This is a genomic window from Dyadobacter fanqingshengii (assembly GCF_023822005.2).
Classification (GTDB): domain Bacteria; phylum Bacteroidota; class Bacteroidia; order Cytophagales; family Spirosomataceae; genus Dyadobacter; species Dyadobacter fanqingshengii.
Genome location: NZ_CP098806.1, coordinates 1,462,946 through 1,483,062 on the forward strand (window position 1 = coordinate 1,462,946; position 20,117 = coordinate 1,483,062).

11 protein-coding genes are annotated in these 20,117 nt (G+C 45.4%); 9 read left to right on the top strand and 2 right to left on the bottom strand.

Annotated features, from left to right (window positions below; translation table 11 throughout):
• Positions 1–660 carry a tRNA (guanosine(46)-N7)-methyltransferase TrmB gene (trmB, locus tag NFI81_RS05820; protein WP_234613499.1) on the top strand — a complete coding sequence of 220 codons (660 nt, stop codon included), beginning with the start codon at positions 1–3 and terminating at the stop codon, positions 658–660.
• 59 nt (positions 661–719) lie between these two features.
• Here trmB and gap read toward each other — a convergent pair whose 3' ends face one another.
• Positions 720–1,733, bottom strand: coding sequence for a type I glyceraldehyde-3-phosphate dehydrogenase (gap, locus tag NFI81_RS05825; RefSeq protein WP_234613498.1), 1,014 nt, complete (start codon positions 1,731–1,733; stop codon positions 720–722).
• A 399-nt stretch (positions 1,734–2,132) separates the two neighbouring features.
• Here gap and NFI81_RS05830 point away from each other — a divergent pair, with 399 nt between their 5' ends.
• Positions 2,133–2,948 carry a 2,3,4,5-tetrahydropyridine-2,6-dicarboxylate N-succinyltransferase gene (locus NFI81_RS05830; protein ID WP_234613497.1) on the top strand — a complete coding sequence of 272 codons (816 nt, stop codon included), beginning with the start codon at positions 2,133–2,135 and terminating at the stop codon, positions 2,946–2,948.
• A gap of 222 nt (positions 2,949–3,170) precedes the next feature.
• Entirely contained in the window at positions 3,171–3,611 is a 441-nt protein-coding gene (locus tag NFI81_RS05835) for a helix-turn-helix transcriptional regulator (RefSeq protein WP_234613496.1), read from the top strand.
• 39 nt (positions 3,612–3,650) lie between these two features.
• On the opposite strand, the gene NFI81_RS05840 is transcribed toward NFI81_RS05835, so the two are convergent.
• Positions 3,651–5,522, bottom strand: a complete 1,872-nt coding sequence (locus tag NFI81_RS05840) for a T9SS type B sorting domain-containing protein (RefSeq protein ID WP_234613495.1) — start codon at positions 5,520–5,522, stop codon at positions 3,651–3,653.
• 407 nt (positions 5,523–5,929) lie between these two features.
• Here NFI81_RS05840 and NFI81_RS05845 point away from each other — a divergent pair, with 407 nt between their 5' ends.
• From NFI81_RS05845 to NFI81_RS05870, 6 genes are all read left to right on the top strand, one after another.
• On the top strand, positions 5,930–9,163 hold the full coding sequence (locus NFI81_RS05845; RefSeq protein ID WP_234613493.1) for a SusC/RagA family TonB-linked outer membrane protein: 3,234 nt from the start codon (positions 5,930–5,932) through the stop codon (positions 9,161–9,163).
• An 11-nt stretch (positions 9,164–9,174) separates the two neighbouring features.
• The gene (locus tag NFI81_RS05850; RefSeq protein ID WP_234613491.1) at positions 9,175–10,683 is read left to right on the top strand and encodes a RagB/SusD family nutrient uptake outer membrane protein; all 1,509 of its coding nucleotides are present in this window, start codon (positions 9,175–9,177) and stop codon (positions 10,681–10,683) included.
• 330 nt (positions 10,684–11,013) lie between these two features.
• Positions 11,014–13,317 carry a DUF1549 domain-containing protein gene (locus NFI81_RS05855; protein ID WP_234614889.1) on the top strand — a complete coding sequence of 768 codons (2,304 nt, stop codon included), beginning with the start codon at positions 11,014–11,016 and terminating at the stop codon, positions 13,315–13,317.
• 174 nt (positions 13,318–13,491) lie between these two features.
• Entirely contained in the window at positions 13,492–14,919 is a 1,428-nt protein-coding gene (locus NFI81_RS05860; RefSeq protein ID WP_234613490.1) for a DUF1501 domain-containing protein, read from the top strand.
• 345 nt (positions 14,920–15,264) lie between these two features.
• Entirely contained in the window at positions 15,265–18,468 is a 3,204-nt protein-coding gene (locus NFI81_RS05865; RefSeq protein WP_234613489.1) for a SusC/RagA family TonB-linked outer membrane protein, read from the top strand.
• A gap of 38 nt (positions 18,469–18,506) precedes the next feature.
• Positions 18,507–20,015 carry a RagB/SusD family nutrient uptake outer membrane protein gene (locus NFI81_RS05870; protein WP_234613488.1) on the top strand — a complete coding sequence of 503 codons (1,509 nt, stop codon included), beginning with the start codon at positions 18,507–18,509 and terminating at the stop codon, positions 20,013–20,015.
• The last annotated feature ends 102 nt before the right edge of the window (positions 20,016–20,117 follow it).

Here is a 20,117-nt window from a genome sequence, read left to right on the forward strand (position 1 = left end):
ATGACAAGAAGAAAATTAGAACACTACCAGTTTAGTGCCCAGGCGGCAAATGTAATTGAGGCGGGAAAACCATTATATACGCAAATCAAAGGCCATTGGAACCAGTTATACTTTGAGAATAACAAGCCTATCATTGTCGAGCTCGCATGCGGAAAGGGCGAATATACAGTGGGGTTAGGGAAGCAATTTCCGGAAAAGAATTTTATAGGAATGGACATTAAAGGTGATCGCATTGCCAGAGGCAGTCTGGTCGCAACGGAGCATGGTCTCACTAATGTCGCTTTTTTAAGGGCAGGAATTCAGTATGCGGACGAGTTTTTCGATGAAAGCGAGCTGAGTGAGATCTGGCTGATCCATCCGGACCCGCAGGTAAGGGACCGGGATGAGAACAAAAGACTTACAAATCCCACATTCCTTTCGCGTTACGCCAGGTATTTGAAGCCGGGTGGAATGTTTTATCTCAAAACAGACAGCACGTTTCTATACGAATATACCCTGGAAAAGCTGAGCGAATCGGATCAATTCAAATTGATTGAACATACCGATCACCTTTACGAATCCCCATTACATGATGAACATTATGGAGTGAAAACACATTATGAAGGTATTTTCGTCTCGAAGGGATACACAATAAAATACATTAAGGCAGTGGTCCTGTAAACGAAAAGGCCTTTCTATCAAGCGATAAAAAGGCCTTTTCGTTAAAGCTAATTTGAATATTACTTGCCGATCAAGCCTGCGAAGTAGTAAACTGTTCTTACCAATTGAGACACATATGACATTTCATTGTCATACCAAGCCACGGTTCTAACGATCTGTGTATCACCTACTTTCTGCACTCTTGTTTGTGTAGCGTCAAATAGCGATCCGTAGCTGATGCCGATGATATCGCTGCTTACGATTTCGTCCTCAGTATATCCGTAGCTTTCGTTCGATGCATCTTTCATTGCAGCATTGATCTCTTCCACGGAAGTCTCTTTGCCAAGGATAACCGTTAATTCGGTTAATGAACCAGTCAATGTTGGTACACGTTGTGCAGATCCATCCAATTTACCTTTCAAAGCAGGAAGAACAAGTCCGATTGCTTTTGCAGCACCGGTGCTGTTAGGAACAATGTTCTGTGCAGCTGCACGGGCTCTTCTCAAATCTCCTTTTGGGTGTGGAGAATCTTGTGTATTCTGATCGTTTGTATATGCGTGGATGGTTGTCATTAAACCATTTACAATGCCGAATTTCTCTTCCAACACCTGTGCCATTGGCGCAAGACAATTGGTTGTACAAGAAGCACCGCTGATAATTGTTTCCGAGCCGTCCAGAATGTCATGGTTGACATTGAACACAATTGTTTTAAGATCGCCGGTTGCAGGAGCGGAGATAACCACTTTTTTCGCACCAGCTTTAATGTGGGCACTTGCAGACTCCTGGCTTGTAAAGAAACCTGTACATTCCAGAACAACATCTACATCATGTGATCCCCAGGGAATTTGTGAAGGGTCACGCTGTGCGTAAATGACAATGTTTTCACCATTCACAACGACTGAATTGTCAGTAGACTTCACATCAGCATCAAAACGGCCTTGTGCAGTGTCATATTTAAGCAGGTGAGCCAATACTTTTGGGCTGGTAAGGTCATTGATAGCAACTATATCGATGCCTTCCATATTATAAATCTGACGATAAACCAGACGGCCAATGCGGCCAAATCCATTGATAGCAACTTTTACTTTCGACATGTCTTTCTAGTGATTGTTTATTTCGAAGGCGAAATTAATAAAAATGTGCCCTTAATTAAAGGATTTGCGTAAAAAAGTCGGAGTAGTGATTATTTTGAATTACTATTATAATTAGCAAATTTACGAAAAAGCCATTTTTGTTAGTATTTTGGATAATTTACTAAATATTGTAGTATATATTTCATGTACTTTATTTATCCTCTTTGATATATGTGTTTATATTTGTGTTGGTCAGTAGAAACTTGTGTCTCGGAAATGGGCGGAACCAAATTTGAGCCGAAAATTGACTTTTTTCATGATTTTGTGAAAACTCATATTTTGAATGTTTCACATTGAGCAATCTCATAACTATCTATATTACAGTACTTTAAAACAATTTAACTAATCTAATACTTAAACATGTTTATTGCAGAAAAGATTGAGTCTTATTGGTCAGATCGGGAATTATTAAAGGATCCTGCTTCGGTGAATTACATTAAGGATGTCATTGAAGAGGTTGATAAAGGCCGTCTTCGTGTAGCCGAACCGCAAGAAGACGGCTCCTGGAAAGTAAATGAGGCGTTGAAAAAGGCTATTATCCTGTACTTTCCTATTCAACAGATGTCTGTTAGTGAAGTTGGCATTTTTGAATACCACGATAAAATGAAATTGAAGACCGGCTATGATAAGCTGGGCGTGAGAGTCGTGCCTCCGGCAGTTGCTCGCTATGGCGCCTACATATCAAAAGGCGTTGTGCTCATGCCATCATACGTTAACATTGGTGCCTATATAGATGAAGGCACAATGGTTGACACCTGGGCAACTGTCGGCAGCTGCGCGCAGATCGGCAAGAATGTCCACCTGAGTGGTGGCGTAGGAATCGGCGGTGTATTGGAGCCTGTACAAGCTGCTCCTGTCATCATTGAAGATGGAGCATTCATAGGATCCCGCTGTATTGTTGTAGAAGGCGCCCACATTGGAAAGAGAGCAGTTTTGGGGGCGGGCGTTACCATTACAGGCAGTTCGAAAATCATTGATGTGACAGGCAGCGAGCCAGTTGAGTATAAGGGTTTCGTTCCGGCGGATTCTGTGGTTATCCCTGGCACACTTCCAAAAGAATTTGCGGCTGGAACCTATCACGTTCCCTGCGCATTGATCATTGGAAAGCGCAAAGCAAGCACAGATTTGAAAACATCCTTAAACGATGCACTGCGTGAAAACAATGTAACAGTTTAATTTAATAAATTGTTAGTTGGAAAGGGCGTTATCATGGATAACGCCCTTTTTTGCATTAGCTGCATAAAAAAGCAGTAGTATGATTGATTGATAAATGTAAATTATAATTATTAACATTATTAAACTATAATAGATTAAATTGATTTAAAATTAAACTTTACTCTTGTAAACAATGATTGTATTTAGTAACTTGCACATAACATTGTAAACTGATGTGTGCGCATGGATTTAAATGACAAGATTAAACAGATATTAACCGATAAAAATATATCTCCATCGTTGTTTGCAGATGAGATCGGCATTCAACGATCCAGCATGTCCCACATTCTCGCAGGTCGGAATAAGCCAAGCCTGGATATCGTACAGAAGATTGTCAAACGCTTCCCGGAACTCGGGACGAGCTGGATACTGGACGACGAAGACTTGCCACAAATTTCAGCCGACTTCTCTGGTGATAATAGATCGGGGCAATATCCGACTTCAGATGGAGCAGCAAATTCGTTTTCAGCTAGCTCAAAATCCAACACAAAACGAGATGCAAATCGTTTTAGACCAAGTGCAAATGCACCAATCACAGCAGGGGGACTGATGCAAAGCAGACGAATTGAAAAGATATTAATTTTTTATTCGGATGGGACGTTTGAAGAGGTCAAACCAGCTTAGTTAACAATGTTAGATTATCGACCAATTGTAAAGTTGGGCTCATTTCAAAAGCATAATAGTGCCATTCAGGCTTTGCTCAGCCGTTTTAATAACGTAGGGATAACTTCCGGCAGGAACAGGTGTTTTATTCTTGTATGTTCCGTTCCATGGTACGGAGTAACCCTTTGAAGCATATATGAGCTCGCCCCAGCGGTTATAAATCCGCATTTCCAAGATCTGATCTTTGGCATTATATATTTCAAAACTGTCATTATGCCCATCATTATTGGGCGTAAAGGAGGTTGGTATATGCATTTTGTCTATCACAAATACGTCGGTTGAAGCCTGAGCTTGACAGCCATTCACCGACTCGACCGTAATGGTGTAACGTGTATCAGCAAGCGGCCCCACAATTGCATCACGAACATCATTTGCCGAAACCAAGCCATCCGGTGGCGACCAGGAATACTTATACGTGGGTTCCAGAGGACTGACCACCGGCGAAAGTGTAACTTTTGACCCCTCAATAACGCCCTTCCTTGCCGGCAGCGATACCGAAATGGTTTCTTTTGTTACGAGTAACGTATCTGAACCTGAGCATCCGGTTTCTTCATTTGAAATTTTGAGCAAATAGGATCCCTGGTCTTTCACTTCAAGCGTTGCTTGCTTCTCTTTTAATAGATTATTGTCCCTGTTCCAGGAAATCACGAGGCCATCAGGGACAGTTCCTCCATTAGCTACCAAGTTGGCCACTTCTCCTTCGCAAATAACACGCTTATCAGCCGTAATAGTGGCTTCAATCGGCGGAGCAAGCGCGACGGTCACCATAAGGGAGGACGTATCCCGCGAACATTTCTTGGTATAGCTTTTCACGACTGAATAAACGCCTGTGTCGTTCACGGCTATGGTCGCGGCAACTGCGCCGGGGATGTTCAGGCCGTTGCGCTGCCATTGATAAGCCCAGTCCTGCGAGCTCTCGGTTTCCAGCGTGACCGGCCGTTCCGGACAAAACAAAACTTCTTTGACCGGCGTTGCATTCATCATAATCACAGGCTGCTCCGGCTGGTCATCATTGCAATCGATCACCAGGAGTTGGAAATCCCTTCTGACCAGACCAATTTTTTTGCCATTTCTAAACTCTTCCACCTGAATTGCAAACACATATAAGCCTAATTTGTTGGCCGTAACCGTAAGTTTCCCAGTGTTATCAATAGCCAGCGGATTTGGCCCGGGAATTGAGTTAGCAAGGGAGATGCCATTTTCCCAGGAAACCAGGGGATAACCAGACTTCGGCGCGCTGTTACCATTGATCAGATTAGGCGAAGTATAACCCCGCAAAGGCGTCGCCAGGGAATAGCGCAGCTGATCACCGTCCCGATCCGAAGCAGACATATTCATCGAAAATGACCGATTGCTACATATATACTGCCCATTAGGCGACGAAAAAACCGGAGAGTCATTTTTGGTCGTGACGGGTGGAAATTCAAGATAAAAGACCATTCCCATATCACCGGGCAGCTTGATATTATTGATGTCCGAGTTACGGCAGCACCTTTCCCAAACAATGTAATAGCCATCGGGATCATTATAGTCCTGCTCAGACAGCGTCACATTGCCTTTATAGGTGCCGATTACCGTGTTCAACGATCTCAGGTTTGCACAAGCCTTATTTTGATATGGGATAATTTCCGTAGAAATATAGCGGACCCGGACCTGCTGTTTGAACTGGTTGTCCCGCTTTCGATAGATAAAAAGCTCCGCAAATTCGTCCCTGTTACCGTTGCCATCCGGCGTTGGTTCCTGCAAATTGTTCTTATCCCAGAATTGGATCAGCGTAACCTCAAATATCCCCGGATTTCCTTGCGGACGCATAAGTAGCTCTCCGCCAACAATATGATCAGCAATGCCAATCAATGGAAGAAATACTACCATCGATAGAAGTATGAGAATGGTATATAAATATCTCGTCATCAGCAACACGGTATGTGAACGAAGCCCCCCATAAATTTAGCGATAGATTGCTTAAATGGCATCCATGACGTCAAATAAATTGATGAAGGGAATGTTAAATTAATTATTTCTCTGATCCAATTTCCCCTGCAACCGGACAGAGCAGGATAGTATGAACCACAAATACGCATACTATTGCCACATTAATACAATTCATATCATTAATTGGATTTATTAAATATCATAAGCTTCTCTTGCAATAAATAAATGCTTACTTTCCACTTAATTCTCATCTATGGTCAGACGCGCTGAAAACCCACTTGAAACTCTCCGAACAAACTTTATCATCAGTCGATTCACTTTTTTTAAACACTCAAACCCCTTAGCGTATGAATGAAATTCGACAATCAAAACTGGGCACTTGTTTGCGGCTATTTGGGAAAATAGCATTGAGCCAGATCCTGATTGGTACAGCCCTTACCGACATTTCGGAAGCAGGAAACGTACCAAACCTTTTCCCCAATCACATTGCGCCGAAAGCAGACCGTTCGGTGAAGGGTAAAGTGGCCGACGACAAAGGAATCGGCCTGCCTGGTGTTAGCGTTATACTGAAAGGATCCAGCACCGGAACGGTGACGGATTCGGAGGGAAGCTATAACCTGAACATCCCCGAATCCGGAGAAAATGTCTTAGTCTTTTCCTTCGTCGGGTACGTACCAAAGGAAATAAATGTGGGAAATCAGTCTTCGGTAAATGTGGAATTGCTGGTGGACACCAGAGCGCTGGAAGAAGTAGTCGTGGTTGGTTACGGAACGCAGCGCAAGCGCGATATTACATCTGCAGTATCGGTTATCAGCATGGAAGACATTGGCGAAGTGCCCAAGTCCAACGTAACGCGGATGCTGCAGGGACAAGCACCGGGTGTTATCATCAAACAAAAAAGTGGGACACCGGGACAGCAGTTTGAAGTAAAAGTGCGTGGTATCAGCTCATTAGGGGCGGGAAGTGATCCATTATATGTCATTGACGGTTTCCCGGTCGGCACATCGGCAGGGCAGAACCTTAACCCTAACGACATTGAAACCATTTCCATCCTGAAAGATGCTGCCGCAACGGCCATTTATGGTGCACGTGGTTCTAATGGTGTAGTGCTTATCACGACGAAAGCAGCGAAGGAAGGTAAAACCAGCCTCAACATTTCCGTCGACTACGGTATCCAAAATGTGCCGGAAGGCAGGAAAACGAAGGTGCTGAACGGGCAGGATTTTGCCCAGTTCAAGCGGGAAGTTTTTATCGGACGCTATGTTTTGGCAAATAAAAAGCAACCCGAAGAAACCGATATCCCCATTGATTTTCGTAATCCGCAGGATACCAAATATTCAACGAACTGGTTTGACCTGATTCTCCATAACAATGCACCTTACAAGGACGTTAACCTGACATTATCGTCTGGAAAAGGCCCGATAAAATCCGTGCTCTCCGCGGGTTATTATAAAGAAGACGGCGCATTGCAGTACACAGGCTACGACCGTGCCTCTTTGCGGACTAACCTTGCGGGCGAAGTGAACAAGTTCATTACCATTGGAATGAACATTGCGGGAAGTTACTCCCGGTCCAGTCTGTCCAGCACCGATGGTCGTAATGCGCAAGTAGGGTTAACACTGATCAGCGATCCCCGTTATCCGGCGTATGATGAGCAAGGTGAATTGATCCCTTATTACAATGGTGTGGGCGACATTTTTGGATTTCCAAATCCGCTTTATATGCTCAAAAACATCAAAAGGAACCGGAACATTGCCGATGTGCTCGCCAGCGGTTATGTTGAATTGAACATTGCAAAAGGCCTTAGATTCCGGTCTTCTGTAAATGCGAAGATCAATTACAACAGCTACAAGGAATATGTGCCCTCCACGATCGGTTTACCTGTGCAAACGGGAACGAACGGCGCGCCTCCGCGTATCGCTACCGAACGGGATGATTCGGAAGAGTTGAAAAACTATGCTGCTGACCAGGTTCTGACTTACACGCCGACACTCGGAAAAGATCACGCGCTGGAAGCAACAGTCGGCTATTCTGCTCAGCAGGAAGTTGTAAAAGGGTTGTACGGATCCGGTAACACATTCCCGGATGACTTAGCGCCATTCCTGGGCAATGCAACCATTCGTTCTTCCAATTCTATGGAAAGAAAATGGACCATGATTGCCTATATCGCCAGGTTAAACTATTCATTCAGAGACAAGTATCTGTTTTCTGCCACATTCCGGCGGGAAGGCAGTTCCAGGTTCAGTGAAGGGCACAAATTCGGCAATTTCCCTGCTGTCTCCTTAGGTTGGAGGCTTTCGGAAGAATCATTTATACCAAAAGCTTCCTGGCTCACCGACCTGAAATTGAGAGGAAGCTGGGGTATGACCGGGAACAACACCTATCGCGTGAGCGCCAACAACAACTTTGGTGTAGCTCAAAACGCAGGTGACGATGGAAATTACGAGAGTTTGTCATTCCTTGGCGTGAACAACTACATTTTCAACAACTCTTTGGCCTCTGGAAAATCGGTGACACGCTTCGCCAACCCCGAGCTGACCTGGGAAACTTCCAATCAGCTGGACATTGGTTTCGATTTGGCGACTTTTGACAACAGGCTGGTTTTCACGGCAGAGTATTACAAAAAGATCACGGATGACATGTTGCTTGGTTACAGCATTCCAGCAGTATCAGGATTCACTTCAACCCTGAAAAACCTCGGTAAGGTGCAAAATCAAGGCATTGAACTTGCGGCAACTTACCGTATCAAAGTGGGACAGGTTAACCTGAGAACCAACGCCAACATTACATTCAACCGCAATAAAGTGCTGGCGATCAGAGGACAAAACGACTTTATCTTGCAAGGAAGCCAGTATGGCGGCTACAACATTCAGCAAGTGGGTCGTCCGATCGGGATGATTTTCGGTTACCGTAAGCTGGGCATTTTCAATACGCAGGCTGAAATTGATGCGGCCCCGTTGCAGGAAGGTGCGGTGCCGGGCGCTATGAAATTCGCGGATCTACACGGTGCAGCGGACGGTGGGCCAGACGGAATTGTTTCTTACGATACAAAAGACATGACCGAAATTGGCAACCCAAACCCCAAATTCAACTGGGCATGGACCGTGGGTGCCGATTACAAGCGGTTTGATGTGAGCGTGTTGCTGATGGGTGCTTACAAATATGACATTTACCGGAATATCGAAGCATCTACAATGAATATGGACGGCGTTTTCAATGTGTTGGAAAAAGCAAAAGACAGATGGAGATCTCCCGAAAATCCGGGCTCAAACCCCAATGCTAAAAATTCGCAGGGTGGAACGGATTATTTCAAATGGTCGCGCGAGAGCAGCGAGCGTTATGTATACGACGGCACGCATATGTGGATCAAAAACGTAACGATTGGCTATACGCTTCCTAACGTGAAAGGCATTCTTTCAGATGCACGGATATTCGTGAATGCGGCCAACTTGCTTCTTGTGACCAAATATCCAGGAAACAACCCGGATGCAGGCGTTAGAGGCGGTACAGAGCTCAATAACGACGATGAGTCATATCCTGTGCCCAGAACATTCTCCGCCGGCCTAAAACTTAATTTCTAAATCTGATGAAAATGAAAAAAATTACAGCAATAGGTTTAGTCGTGCTCCCGCTGCTCATGTCCTCCTGTGGCGAAGATTTCCTGAACCAGACCGACCCGACGAAGGTGAATGTCGATTTGTTTTATAAAAATGAAGCACAAGCCAAACAAGCGCTGAATGGTGTTTACGGACAACTTCAAGGCATTACAAACACGGCTTATCTGGCTGGTGAATTCCAAACCGATAATACGACCATTGACCTGAACCCTTCCGATCGGGGTGGCGCGGGCGGCTGGGAAGCATTTGAGTTTTCAACTGTTAATTCTGGCAATGGCGAAATCGCCGCGATTTGGAATAATTACTATGCAACCTTATACAACGCAAATCTCACGCTCGAAAAACTGGTGGATGCAGAGATTGCCGATGGCCCTAAAAAGGAGATTGAAGGTCAATTGAAGTTCCTGAGGGCTTATCTGCATTTCAATCTGGTGCAGTATTTTGGTGATGCAGTAATCGTAACCAGCACATTCGCAGTTCCAGAACCCACTTTTGATCTCGTAAGATCTCCGCAGACGGAAGTTTGGGCGCAGGTGGAAAAAGACCTGAAAGAGGCCATCGCATTGCTTCCTGCAAAATATGCAGCAGCGGGCGACAAAGGACGGGCGACAAAAGGTGCAGCATTGTCGTTGCTTGGCAAAACCTATTTGACCACTAAAAAATATGCGGATGCCGTTACGACACTCAAAGAAGTGACTACGCTCGGTTATGCATTAAACGCGAGTTATGCGGATAACTTCGATCCTGCACCCGCCAAGAAAAACGGGCCCGAGTCGATATTTGAAATACAATATCAGGGGGACAATGACCTTGGCGAGCAGAGCAGTTTTCAGTATGTTTTTGCGCCAAGGGTTTCCAAAGGTGCTGTTACCGGCTTCGCTGCGGGAGGAAATGGCGGCAGAAATTCGCCAACGAATGATATGATAGCGGCTTACGAAACGGGCGACTTGCGGAAAGATCTTTCGCTTAAAACCAGTTTCACGCTCGATGGAAAGGTTTATCCGATCCCATACGTGGCCAAATACAACTATCCGCATACGATTGTTCAGCGAACCAACACAAACTGGCCCGTTTTGCGCTATTCGGATGTTTTGTTAATGCTTGCAGAATCCATTAACGAACAAACGGGACCAACCGCAGAAGCCGCTGACTACCTGAACCAGGTAAGGAAGCGTGCAGGACTGGCAGCGACAAAAGCCACAAGCAAAGCAGACTTCCGGACAGCGGTCCTCAAAGAAAGAAGGGTGGAGCTAGCTTTTGAAAACCACCGCTGGTTTGATTTGAAAAGAACCAAAACCCCTGCGGAGTGGGCAGCATTCATGAATGCACACGGCGCGGCTGAAAGGGCGAAGCCTACCATCGATAGGGGCAATGTTCCTTTTAATTCAACAGATTACGTGTTTACTGAGAACGAATATCTGTTACCAATCCCTGCGCCTCAGATTCTCATTAATGCTAAACTGACGCAAAATCCGGGATATTAAGTGTCCGAATGGATTTGAATTAAATCATAATAAGGAGAAGCGCTGGAAGCCGGCTGTTTCTCCTTATTATTTTTACAAGGAAATCAGTAATTATTTCGTTATAAAATAGACCCCTAACCATTCATTTATTGGAAACCTTCTAAAAAGTCACGGTAATTAAATAAATCGAACAAGACAGAACAGGATAGTCGGTACACCGATTCGTTCTAGTATTGTACTAAATTACAGGCTGACATTTACCGAATTCCTGAACCACTAATCCGCTACATTGTGTTACTTGAAGCAACCGAAACTTTCTGGCTTTGGCAATTTTTAGGACGATTGCACCCTATGATGGTGCATTTTCCTATCGGGCTTTTGCTTGTTGCCCTAATTCTCGAATTAATAGATTGGAAACGCAAATCCACCGGTTTGCGCGATGCCGTAAACATTTTAACCTGGATAGGCGTCGCAAGTGCCGCCTTTTCCGTCACATTTGGCTTGTTGCTTTCAGATTCGGAGCAGTCCGAAGGCCAGACATTTGAAATACACCGCTGGGCTGGCTTTATCACACTGGGGCTGGCCATACTGGCCACCATCTCGCTCCGCAATGCTAACAGGAACATTTACCGGGCATTGTTATTCGTGACGGTGTTTGGCGTATCGTTTGCGGGCCATTATGGTGCAATGATCACGCACGGCGACGATTATCTTACCAGCGTGATGCCATCGTCCGTTGAACCCGAACAGGAACAGTCCAACGAAGATCCCGCCGATTTTGTGCTTACCAATAATGGTGCGCTTAATCCTCAGCAAGTGCAGGATTTGAACGTGGAAGTAAGGACGATCCTGGCACATAACTGTTACAGCTGCCACGGTGAAGCCAAATCCAAGGGCGATTTGCGGCTCGATAGCAAAGACGCCATCATGAAAGGCGGAGAAAATGGCGTTGTCGTAGTTCCGAACCACCCCGACAAAAGTGAAATGATACGTCGCATCTCCTTGCCAAAAGGAGATAAGGAAGCGATGCCGACCAAAGGCAAGCGCTTGACTGATAGAGAAATCAAAGTGCTCAAATATTGGGTTGAAAAAGGCGCATTATGGCCCGATGGCCAGGAGAAAAGCATTTACCGTGTTGCTGCACTGGAACCAAGGATTCCTGCGCTTCCGGCTGCGAGTGGCGACATTGTGCTGCCAGTGGACCGTTTGGTGAATGCGTATTTTCAAAAAAACAAAATTGCCTGGAAACCGGCTGTAAATGACCGGATCTACATTCGCAGGGTTTATCTGGATATCATAGGCTTATTACCGCCACCGGAAAAAGTGGAAGCTTTTGTAGCAGACGAACGTCCCGACAAGAGAGAACAGTTGGCAAAAGAACTCCTGAACCGCAACGACGACTATGCTCAGCATTGGATGTCATTCTGGAACGACGCGCTCAGGAACGACTATTCAGGGACAGGATACATTACAGGCGGGCGGTTCGACATTACCAAATGGCTTTACGCATCTTTGGAGGTGAATAAACCTTATAATTGGTTTGTGAAAGAATTGATCAGTCCTACCAAAGAATCAGCAGGTTTTATCAAAGGGATCAAATGGCGCGGAACGATCAATTCCAGCCAGCGCACCGAAATGCAGGCTGCTCAGAACGTGTCCCAGGTTTTCCTTGGGCTGAACCTCAAATGCGCATCCTGTCACGATAGTTTTGTCAGCGACTGGAAGTTGGCGGATTCCTACGCATTCGCAAACATTTTCGCGGATACATTGCTGGAAATAAACCGTTGCGATAAGCCAACGGGAAAAATCGCCGGAACGAAAATATTATTCCCTGAGCTCGGCGAGATCAGCGTGAACGCAAGCACCGAGAAAAAACTCCGTGAACTGGCCGACTTCCTGGTGCAACCAAAGGACGGACGCCTTTACCGGACAGCAGTCAACCGCATATGGGCACAGCTGATGGGCCGCGGTATTGTGGAGCCCGTTGACGTGATGGACAACATACCATGGAGCGAGGATCTGCTCGACTGGCTGGCATCCGATTTCGTGGCCAACGGTTATGACATGAAAAAATTGATCTACACCATTGTCACTTCGAAAACATATCAGCTCCCGTCCTCATCGGTAAAGGAGGCGAGCGACATTATGGCCAATGACTATAAGTTTACAGGCATGGTAAGAAGGAGGCTCACTGCCGAGCAATTCTCGGACGCGATCAGCACCGCATTCAACCCCATGTATGCCGACTCGGCAATTGTGTACAAACTGCTTCCGCAGGATATCAAAACGCGCCTGCCATTTGCCCGCGCTGCCTTCGTAAAAAATGATCCGTTCCAAACATCATTAGGGCGGCCAAACCGGGAAACGGTGAGCACTTCGCGCACCTCACAAGCCAACCTTTTGCAAGCGCTTGAATTGACAAACGGAAGCAAATTCACAACTACATTGAAGCAAGGTTCGAAAGTCTGGAAGGCAAAATACCCGACTTCCGATTCGCTGGTGACAGCCCTTTATCAGAAAGCATTGGGCAGGACACCGCTGGGTAAAGAGCTGGCCGCGGCGAAAAGGATCCTGGGCCCGGTGCCAAACGAGGAAAGCATTCAGGATCTGGTGTGGGCGATTGCCCTCGTTCCTGAGTTTCAGTTAATATATTAAGTAACAAATGGTCTGTGATTATTAAAAGATCACTCCATTCGATATTTATAAAAAGTAAATAATTATAATACATATTAAATTTAAAATACATTACATTAATATAAAAAGTATTAATAGTTTTAAATGTAAAATTTATAATGTGTTAATATAGAACCCATTAAATATTTAGAAAAGATGAGCATTATATGGAATAGGAGGGAATTTCTGCAAAGAGCCAGCGCCGCAACAATGGCTGCACTGGCTGCCGGAGCACCTGTATCGAGCATTCTTTCATCTTGCAAAGGAAAATCCGGATCCGATTCTTCTGCTGATACGGTCATTTTATTATGGATGGCAGGCGGCATGGCGCATACTGAAACATTTGATCCAAAGCTTTACACGCCTTTTGAAAAGGACATGGAAGGCAACAGAGTGCTCAGCACTTTCAAGTCTGTTCCAACAATCCTTGACGGAATCCATTTTTCTGATGGCCTGCAATCCATTGGGAAAGTAATGGACAAAGGAACATTGATCCGCTCGTACGTAGCCGCGGATATGGGTCACATTCTGCACTCGAGGCATCAATACCATTGGCATACATGTTACGAACCGCCGCAGACCGTAGCAGCTCCGCACATGGGCTCCTGGATCGCGAAAGAACTCGGTCCAAAGAACCCGGTTATCCCGGCATTCGTGGACATTGGCCAGCGATTTACAGTGGGAGAAGCAGAAGAGTTGAAGGCTTTTCACACAGCCGGATTTCTGGGTAATGAGTTCGGTCCGTTCTTTATTCCGGATCCGAGCCAGGGGCTGGACAGCGTGCGGCCGCCGGTGGGTATGGACGCCAAACGGTTTGAGCGCAGAAACCAGCTTTACAATGAACTGATCAACAATAGTCCGGTCGGCGAATTTGGCAGCGATTATCAGCGCGAATCTTTAAAACGGTCCATGGAACAGGCATATGCATTGTTGAATTCACCCGAATCCAAAGCATTTGACCTGAGTACGGAGCCAAAAGAAAGTTACAATATTTACAATACGGGCAAGTTTGGCCTTGGCTGTCTGCTGGCCCGCCGTCTCACCGAGCAAGGCGCCAGGTTTATCAGCGTAACCACCGAATATGAGCCATTTAAAGGCTGGGACACGCATGAAAACGGCCATACGAGACTGGAAGATATGAAGAAACAGATCGACGGTCCGATTGCCCAGTTGATAAAAGATCTCGACAAACAAGGTTTGCTGGACCGCACAATGGTGGTTCTCGCCAGTGAGTTCAGCCGGGATATGATGGTGGAAGGAAAGCCGGACGCAAAAGTGCTTGAACAAGTGCAGCAGCCCGACATTCTTTCTGAATTGAAATTTTACGGAATGCACCGTCATTTTACTGATGGCGGCTCCATGTTAATGTTCGGGGGCGGGATTAAGAAGGGCTTTGTTTACGGAAAGACGGCAGATGAGCGTCCTTGCAAAACGATTGAAAATCCAATCAAGATCGACGGCGTTCACCAAACGATTTATCACGCGCTCGGCATTCCCGAAGACACCCAATACGAGGTCGAAAAACGGCCGTTTTATACAACCCCGGACGGGAAAGGAAAAGCAGTGATGGAGTTATTGTCGTAATAGTTAAACTGAATCAAAATCGCCGGGCAGAATCTGTCTGGCGATTTTTTTATGGGTTATATCCAAAAAACTCCTGCTAATTAAATATTAATTAAAACCAGACAGAGCAGGATAGTCCGTTGTGTCAATCATTCTAGTATTGCAACAATATTACTATAAGAATTAATTTTTGTCATATACGAATACAAGAGCTGGTTCCTTTCGATCCTCAATGTCATTTCCTGAACCCTTACCAAACGTACTCACTTAACCATGATTCCTATGAAAACATGAACCATCCCAAAAAAGCCGTCGACACCGAACGGTAAAACCCTGCTAATCACTAAATCGCTAAAACATCATCTTATGAATCAATCTCGACAATCATCTTATTGTGCACGGTTGAATTCCCTCATCAAGCTTTCTCTGAGCCAGGTGCTCATTGGCACGGCCTGCGGGATTTCGGCCATTGCAACTCCGCTTTTTACGCCTAACCCTGTTTTAAAAAACAAAACCATTTCCGTTGACAAAACCATAAAAGGAAAGGTTAGCGACGAAGCCGGTGAAAAAGTGCCAGGCGTAAGCATCGTTTTAAAAGGCTCCACGACCGGTACCGTTACCGATGCGGAAGGAACTTACACCATTAATGTCCCCGACGCTGGCGGAACATTGATTTTTTCGTCGGTAGGCTTTCTGTCTCAGGAAGTTCCAATCGGAAGCAGCGAAAATATTGATGTTAAGCTGGCAACCGACAGCAAAGCGCTGACCGAAGTGGTGGTTGTGGGTTATGGTAGCCAATTGAAAAGAGAAATTACGGGTGCTGTGCAAACAGTAAGTGCAGCGGACATTAAGGACGTGCCGGTTTCTCAGATCACCCAAAAATTACAGGGACGTCTTGCCGGTGTGCAGATCAACCAGACCACGGGTAAGCCAGGACAGGGAATGTCCGTTCGTGTTCGTGGCCAGGTATCGGTTTCCGCTGGTAGCGATCCATTATATGTTATCGACGGTTTCCCTATCACGGGCAATATCGCTGCTTTGAACCCGGATGAGATTGAGGATATTTCGGTATTAAAAGATGCCGCGTCGACTTCTCTTTACGGTTCGCGTGCAGCCAACGGCGTAGTGCTTATCACAACGAAACGTGGCAAACCGGGTGAAACCAATGTTGGGTTCACTGCCTATTATGGTATTCAAAATGTTCCTGAAAAAGGCCGGGTTAAAATGTTGAATGCTCAGGAATTCGCCCAGTTCAAAAAAGAACTTTACGAGGATGAGAATAAACCAGTGCCCGTACAATTTCAAAATCCCTCTGAGTATGCCGATAAAGACAATGATTGGTATGATGCCGTTTTGCGGTCAGCACCGATTCAAAGTTATAACCTTACCATCTCGTCTAATAAAGATAAGCTAAAAACCTCCCTTGTGGCGGGTATTTTCAATCAAAAAGGAGTTGTAATCAATAATGACTATAAGCGTTATTCTTTGCGGATGAACTCTGAGTACGATCTGTCTGACAAAATTCAGATCGGGTTCAATATTGCTCCGCAATACATTTACGACAATACGCCAAGAACAGATGGTGACCGCGGAACAGGCATTCTGTTCAATGCATTGCACACCTGGCCAGTCATGCCGATCAGGGATGCCAATGGCGAGCTGACAAAATCTAACAAGTTCCCTGAGGGCACCGGTAATATTTTTGAATATCCAAACTGGGTCAGGGCGGCACAAGAATTAATAAACGAAAACAAAAACACCAAGCTGCTCGGTAACACGTATCTGGTTTACAGCCCGATCAAAGGACTTAAACTTAGAACAACGTTGAACATAGAGTATGAAAACAATAGGTTTTTCTTCTTCAATCCCTCTACGGCAACCAGCAATATTAACGTCGCTATTCCTACCACAGCAGTTTCTACGCGTCAAAGTTTGGAAAATGTTGGTTGGTTAAATGAGAATACGGCGGTTTACAACCGCAGCTTTGGCGACCATAATTTCGAATTACTGGCAGGTTTTACCCAACAGCGTTATCGTCAGGATTTCACCAGCATAACGGCAGATACTTATACGGATGACAGACTTCCAACCGTACAAGGAGCAATCAACATCAACCGTGGCGGAACACAAACCGGCGCGAACGAGTGGGCATTGACATCTTATCTTTCCCGCCTTTCTTACAACTACAAGGGGAAATATCTTTTCACTGCGGCTGTACGTGCTGATGGTTCGTCCCGTTTCGGAACTGATAACCTTTGGGGAACATTCCCATCTGCTTCTGCTGGCTGGGTAATTTCTGATGAAGAATTCCTTAAAAATGTAAGACAAGTTTCTTTTGCAAAAATTCGTGGTAGTTTCGGTGTGATCGGTAACAACAATATTGGTAACTACACCCAATATGCACTTGTTAACAACACTACCAATGCCGTTTTCGGTGGTACTGTGGCAACCGGTGCTGTTGTAACATCTTTGGCAAACAGAAACCTGGGCTGGGAAACAACCAAGCAATTTGATTTGGGACTTGATTTGGGATTGTTCAACGATCGTATACAGTTTATCTACGACTATTACACCAAGCGGACAACAAATTTACTTTATGCTGTGCAGGTTCCGCAGGAATCAGGTTTTCCGTTCTACAATGACAACATCGGAGCGATTAAATTGTGGGGTCATGAATTCTCTTTAACAACCAGAAACCTCGACGGAAAATTGAAATGGACCACCAACGCAAACATTTCCTTCAACAGAAATAAAGTGGTGGAACTAGCGCCTGGCATCGACCGCGTTTACGGATCATTCCACATTACGCAGGTTGGTCAGCCATTTGGTCAATTCTATGGAATGGTGAAAGAAGGTTTTTACACAAGCGCAGAAGATCTTGCTAACAACCCAGTAATTCCCGGACGTTCAGCAATTGGAACAATCAAATTGAAAGACGTGAATGGTGACGGTAAAATCACTTATGGTGGTGATGCCGATGACCGGACCATTATCGGTAACCCGTTTCCTAAGTTTACTTACGGAATTGTTAATGACCTGAAATACGGCAACTGGGATTTCTCTATTGCTGGATCCGGCTCATATGGCAACGAACTTTGGGTTCGCCACCTTTACAGTACTGCTAACCTCGACGGTGTATTCAATATGGTTGCGGGAGTAAAAGACCGTTTCCGCGTAAAAAATACAACGGTTAATGGAATTGGTGTGGCAACGACGGTGATCAGTCAAGGCGATGGAATGTACGGAGCAACCAACAATGGCGGTAACTTCACGGGTATCGAGCGTGACTGGAACAGTTCACATTTCGTAGCAGATGCTTCTTATTTTACGATCAAGAACATCACAATAGGCTATAACATTGGCAAAGTGAACAAATTCTTCAAGTCTGCCCGTGTTTATGGCTCTATCCAGCAGGTGTATGTATTTACCAAATACTGGGGTGGACCAAACCCTGAAACCAGTGCACAAGGTGATGGAAACGGCAACGGTGGTAACCTGAGCCAGGGTGTGGATTTCTCCAACTATCCTGTGCCACGTACCTGGACTTTGGGTGTAAATTTCAACTTCTAAGCCAGCCCTTCATTCAATTCATTATTTAATTATCAGATATGAAAACAAGATATATAGCAACCTGGCTACTGACATTTGCCCTGGCCGGTTGCCGCGAAGAATTCTTAACCGTCGTCCCGGAAACAGCATTGAGTTCCGCCACGTTTTTTGTAACGCAATCGGATTTTCAGCAAGCTGTGAATGCGGCTTATGTTCCCTTGCGCCAGATGTACAACGAACGTGCATGGGTACTGGAAGAAATGCACTCGGATAACACGTATTACGCAAGAAACACCCTATATGGTGCTGTGGATCCAACGGAGAACGTTGCAGATTTCGCCGTTCCTACGGCGGGTGGCGTAACCGCAAATGATAACGTTTTGGTTCAGTATCGCCTTAATTATCAAATCATTGCGAGAGCCAACCAGATCCTGGCATTGATCGACGGTGTAGATTTTGCGGAAGCCTCAAAAAGTAACCTGAAAGGACAAGCATTGTTCCTGAGAGCCTTCGCTTATTTTGATTTGGTGCGTTTGTTCGGTAAAGTGCCGCTTCACCTTGTCCCTGTAGTTGGACGTGAAGACGCGGCATCTCCGCTGGCCGGCACTGAGGAAATCTATGCACAGATTGAAAAGGACGCAAAAGAAGCAAGCACATTGCTTCCCAATAAAGCAAAACAGGAAGCTGGTCGCGCAACCTCCGGTGCAGCCAAGACCGTTCTTGCTAACCTTTACATCACTCAAAAGAAATGGGCTCTGGCAGAGCCGGTCTTGAAAGACGTGATTACTAATGATGGCTACACCTTGATGCCTGATTACAACAATGCGTTTTCGACGACGACTGCCAATAAAAACAATGCAGAATCCGTATTCGAGATCCAGTATATGGAAGGATCGGCAGGATACAATGGTAATCAGATTTACCGTTTCATTCCGTCCCCAATTTCTGCAACCGAAATTGCACCTATAACCGGTACGTCCAACCCTCAGGCGACTTCTCAGGAAAGCAATAACATTCCAACGCCTGACCTGATAGCTGCATACGAAGTAGGTGATAAGCGCAAGGATGCTTCGATCGCTTATGTGACATTGAGTGGCACTCTGGCAGAAAATAAGGTTTATCCTTATATCAAGAAATACGCAAAAACGCACTCGCTGCATAACAACACAGGTCAAAACTGGCCGGTTTATCGTTACGCCGAAGTTTTGCTTTTCATGGCAGAAACGCTTAACGAGCAAGGAAAATTAGCAGAAGCAGCCACTTACCTGAACCAGATTCGCACGCGTGCAGGTCTTGCTGCTACAAAGGCAACCTCACAGGCAACGATGCGCGAAGCGATTTTCAAAGAAAGGAGAGTTGAGCTTGCATTTGAAAACAAACGCTGGTTTGATTTGACTCGCACGGGTCGTGTGAAAGAGATCATCGGTGCTTATGGTGCAAAAGTGAAAGCCAATCCACAAGCTTACTACTTCCCCAAAGGAGCAGTTCCTCCGCCAAATGCATTCACCGTTCTGGACGACTATTATGGACTTCCTGCCGTAGAAGCAGCATTGACGCCGCATTTTTAAGAGCACAATGTTGAATGAGTGAATGAGCTCAATTTTGAATGAGTGAATGAGTGAATGAGTGAATGGTTGACTATTTATCAATGATTCATAACTTCAATCATT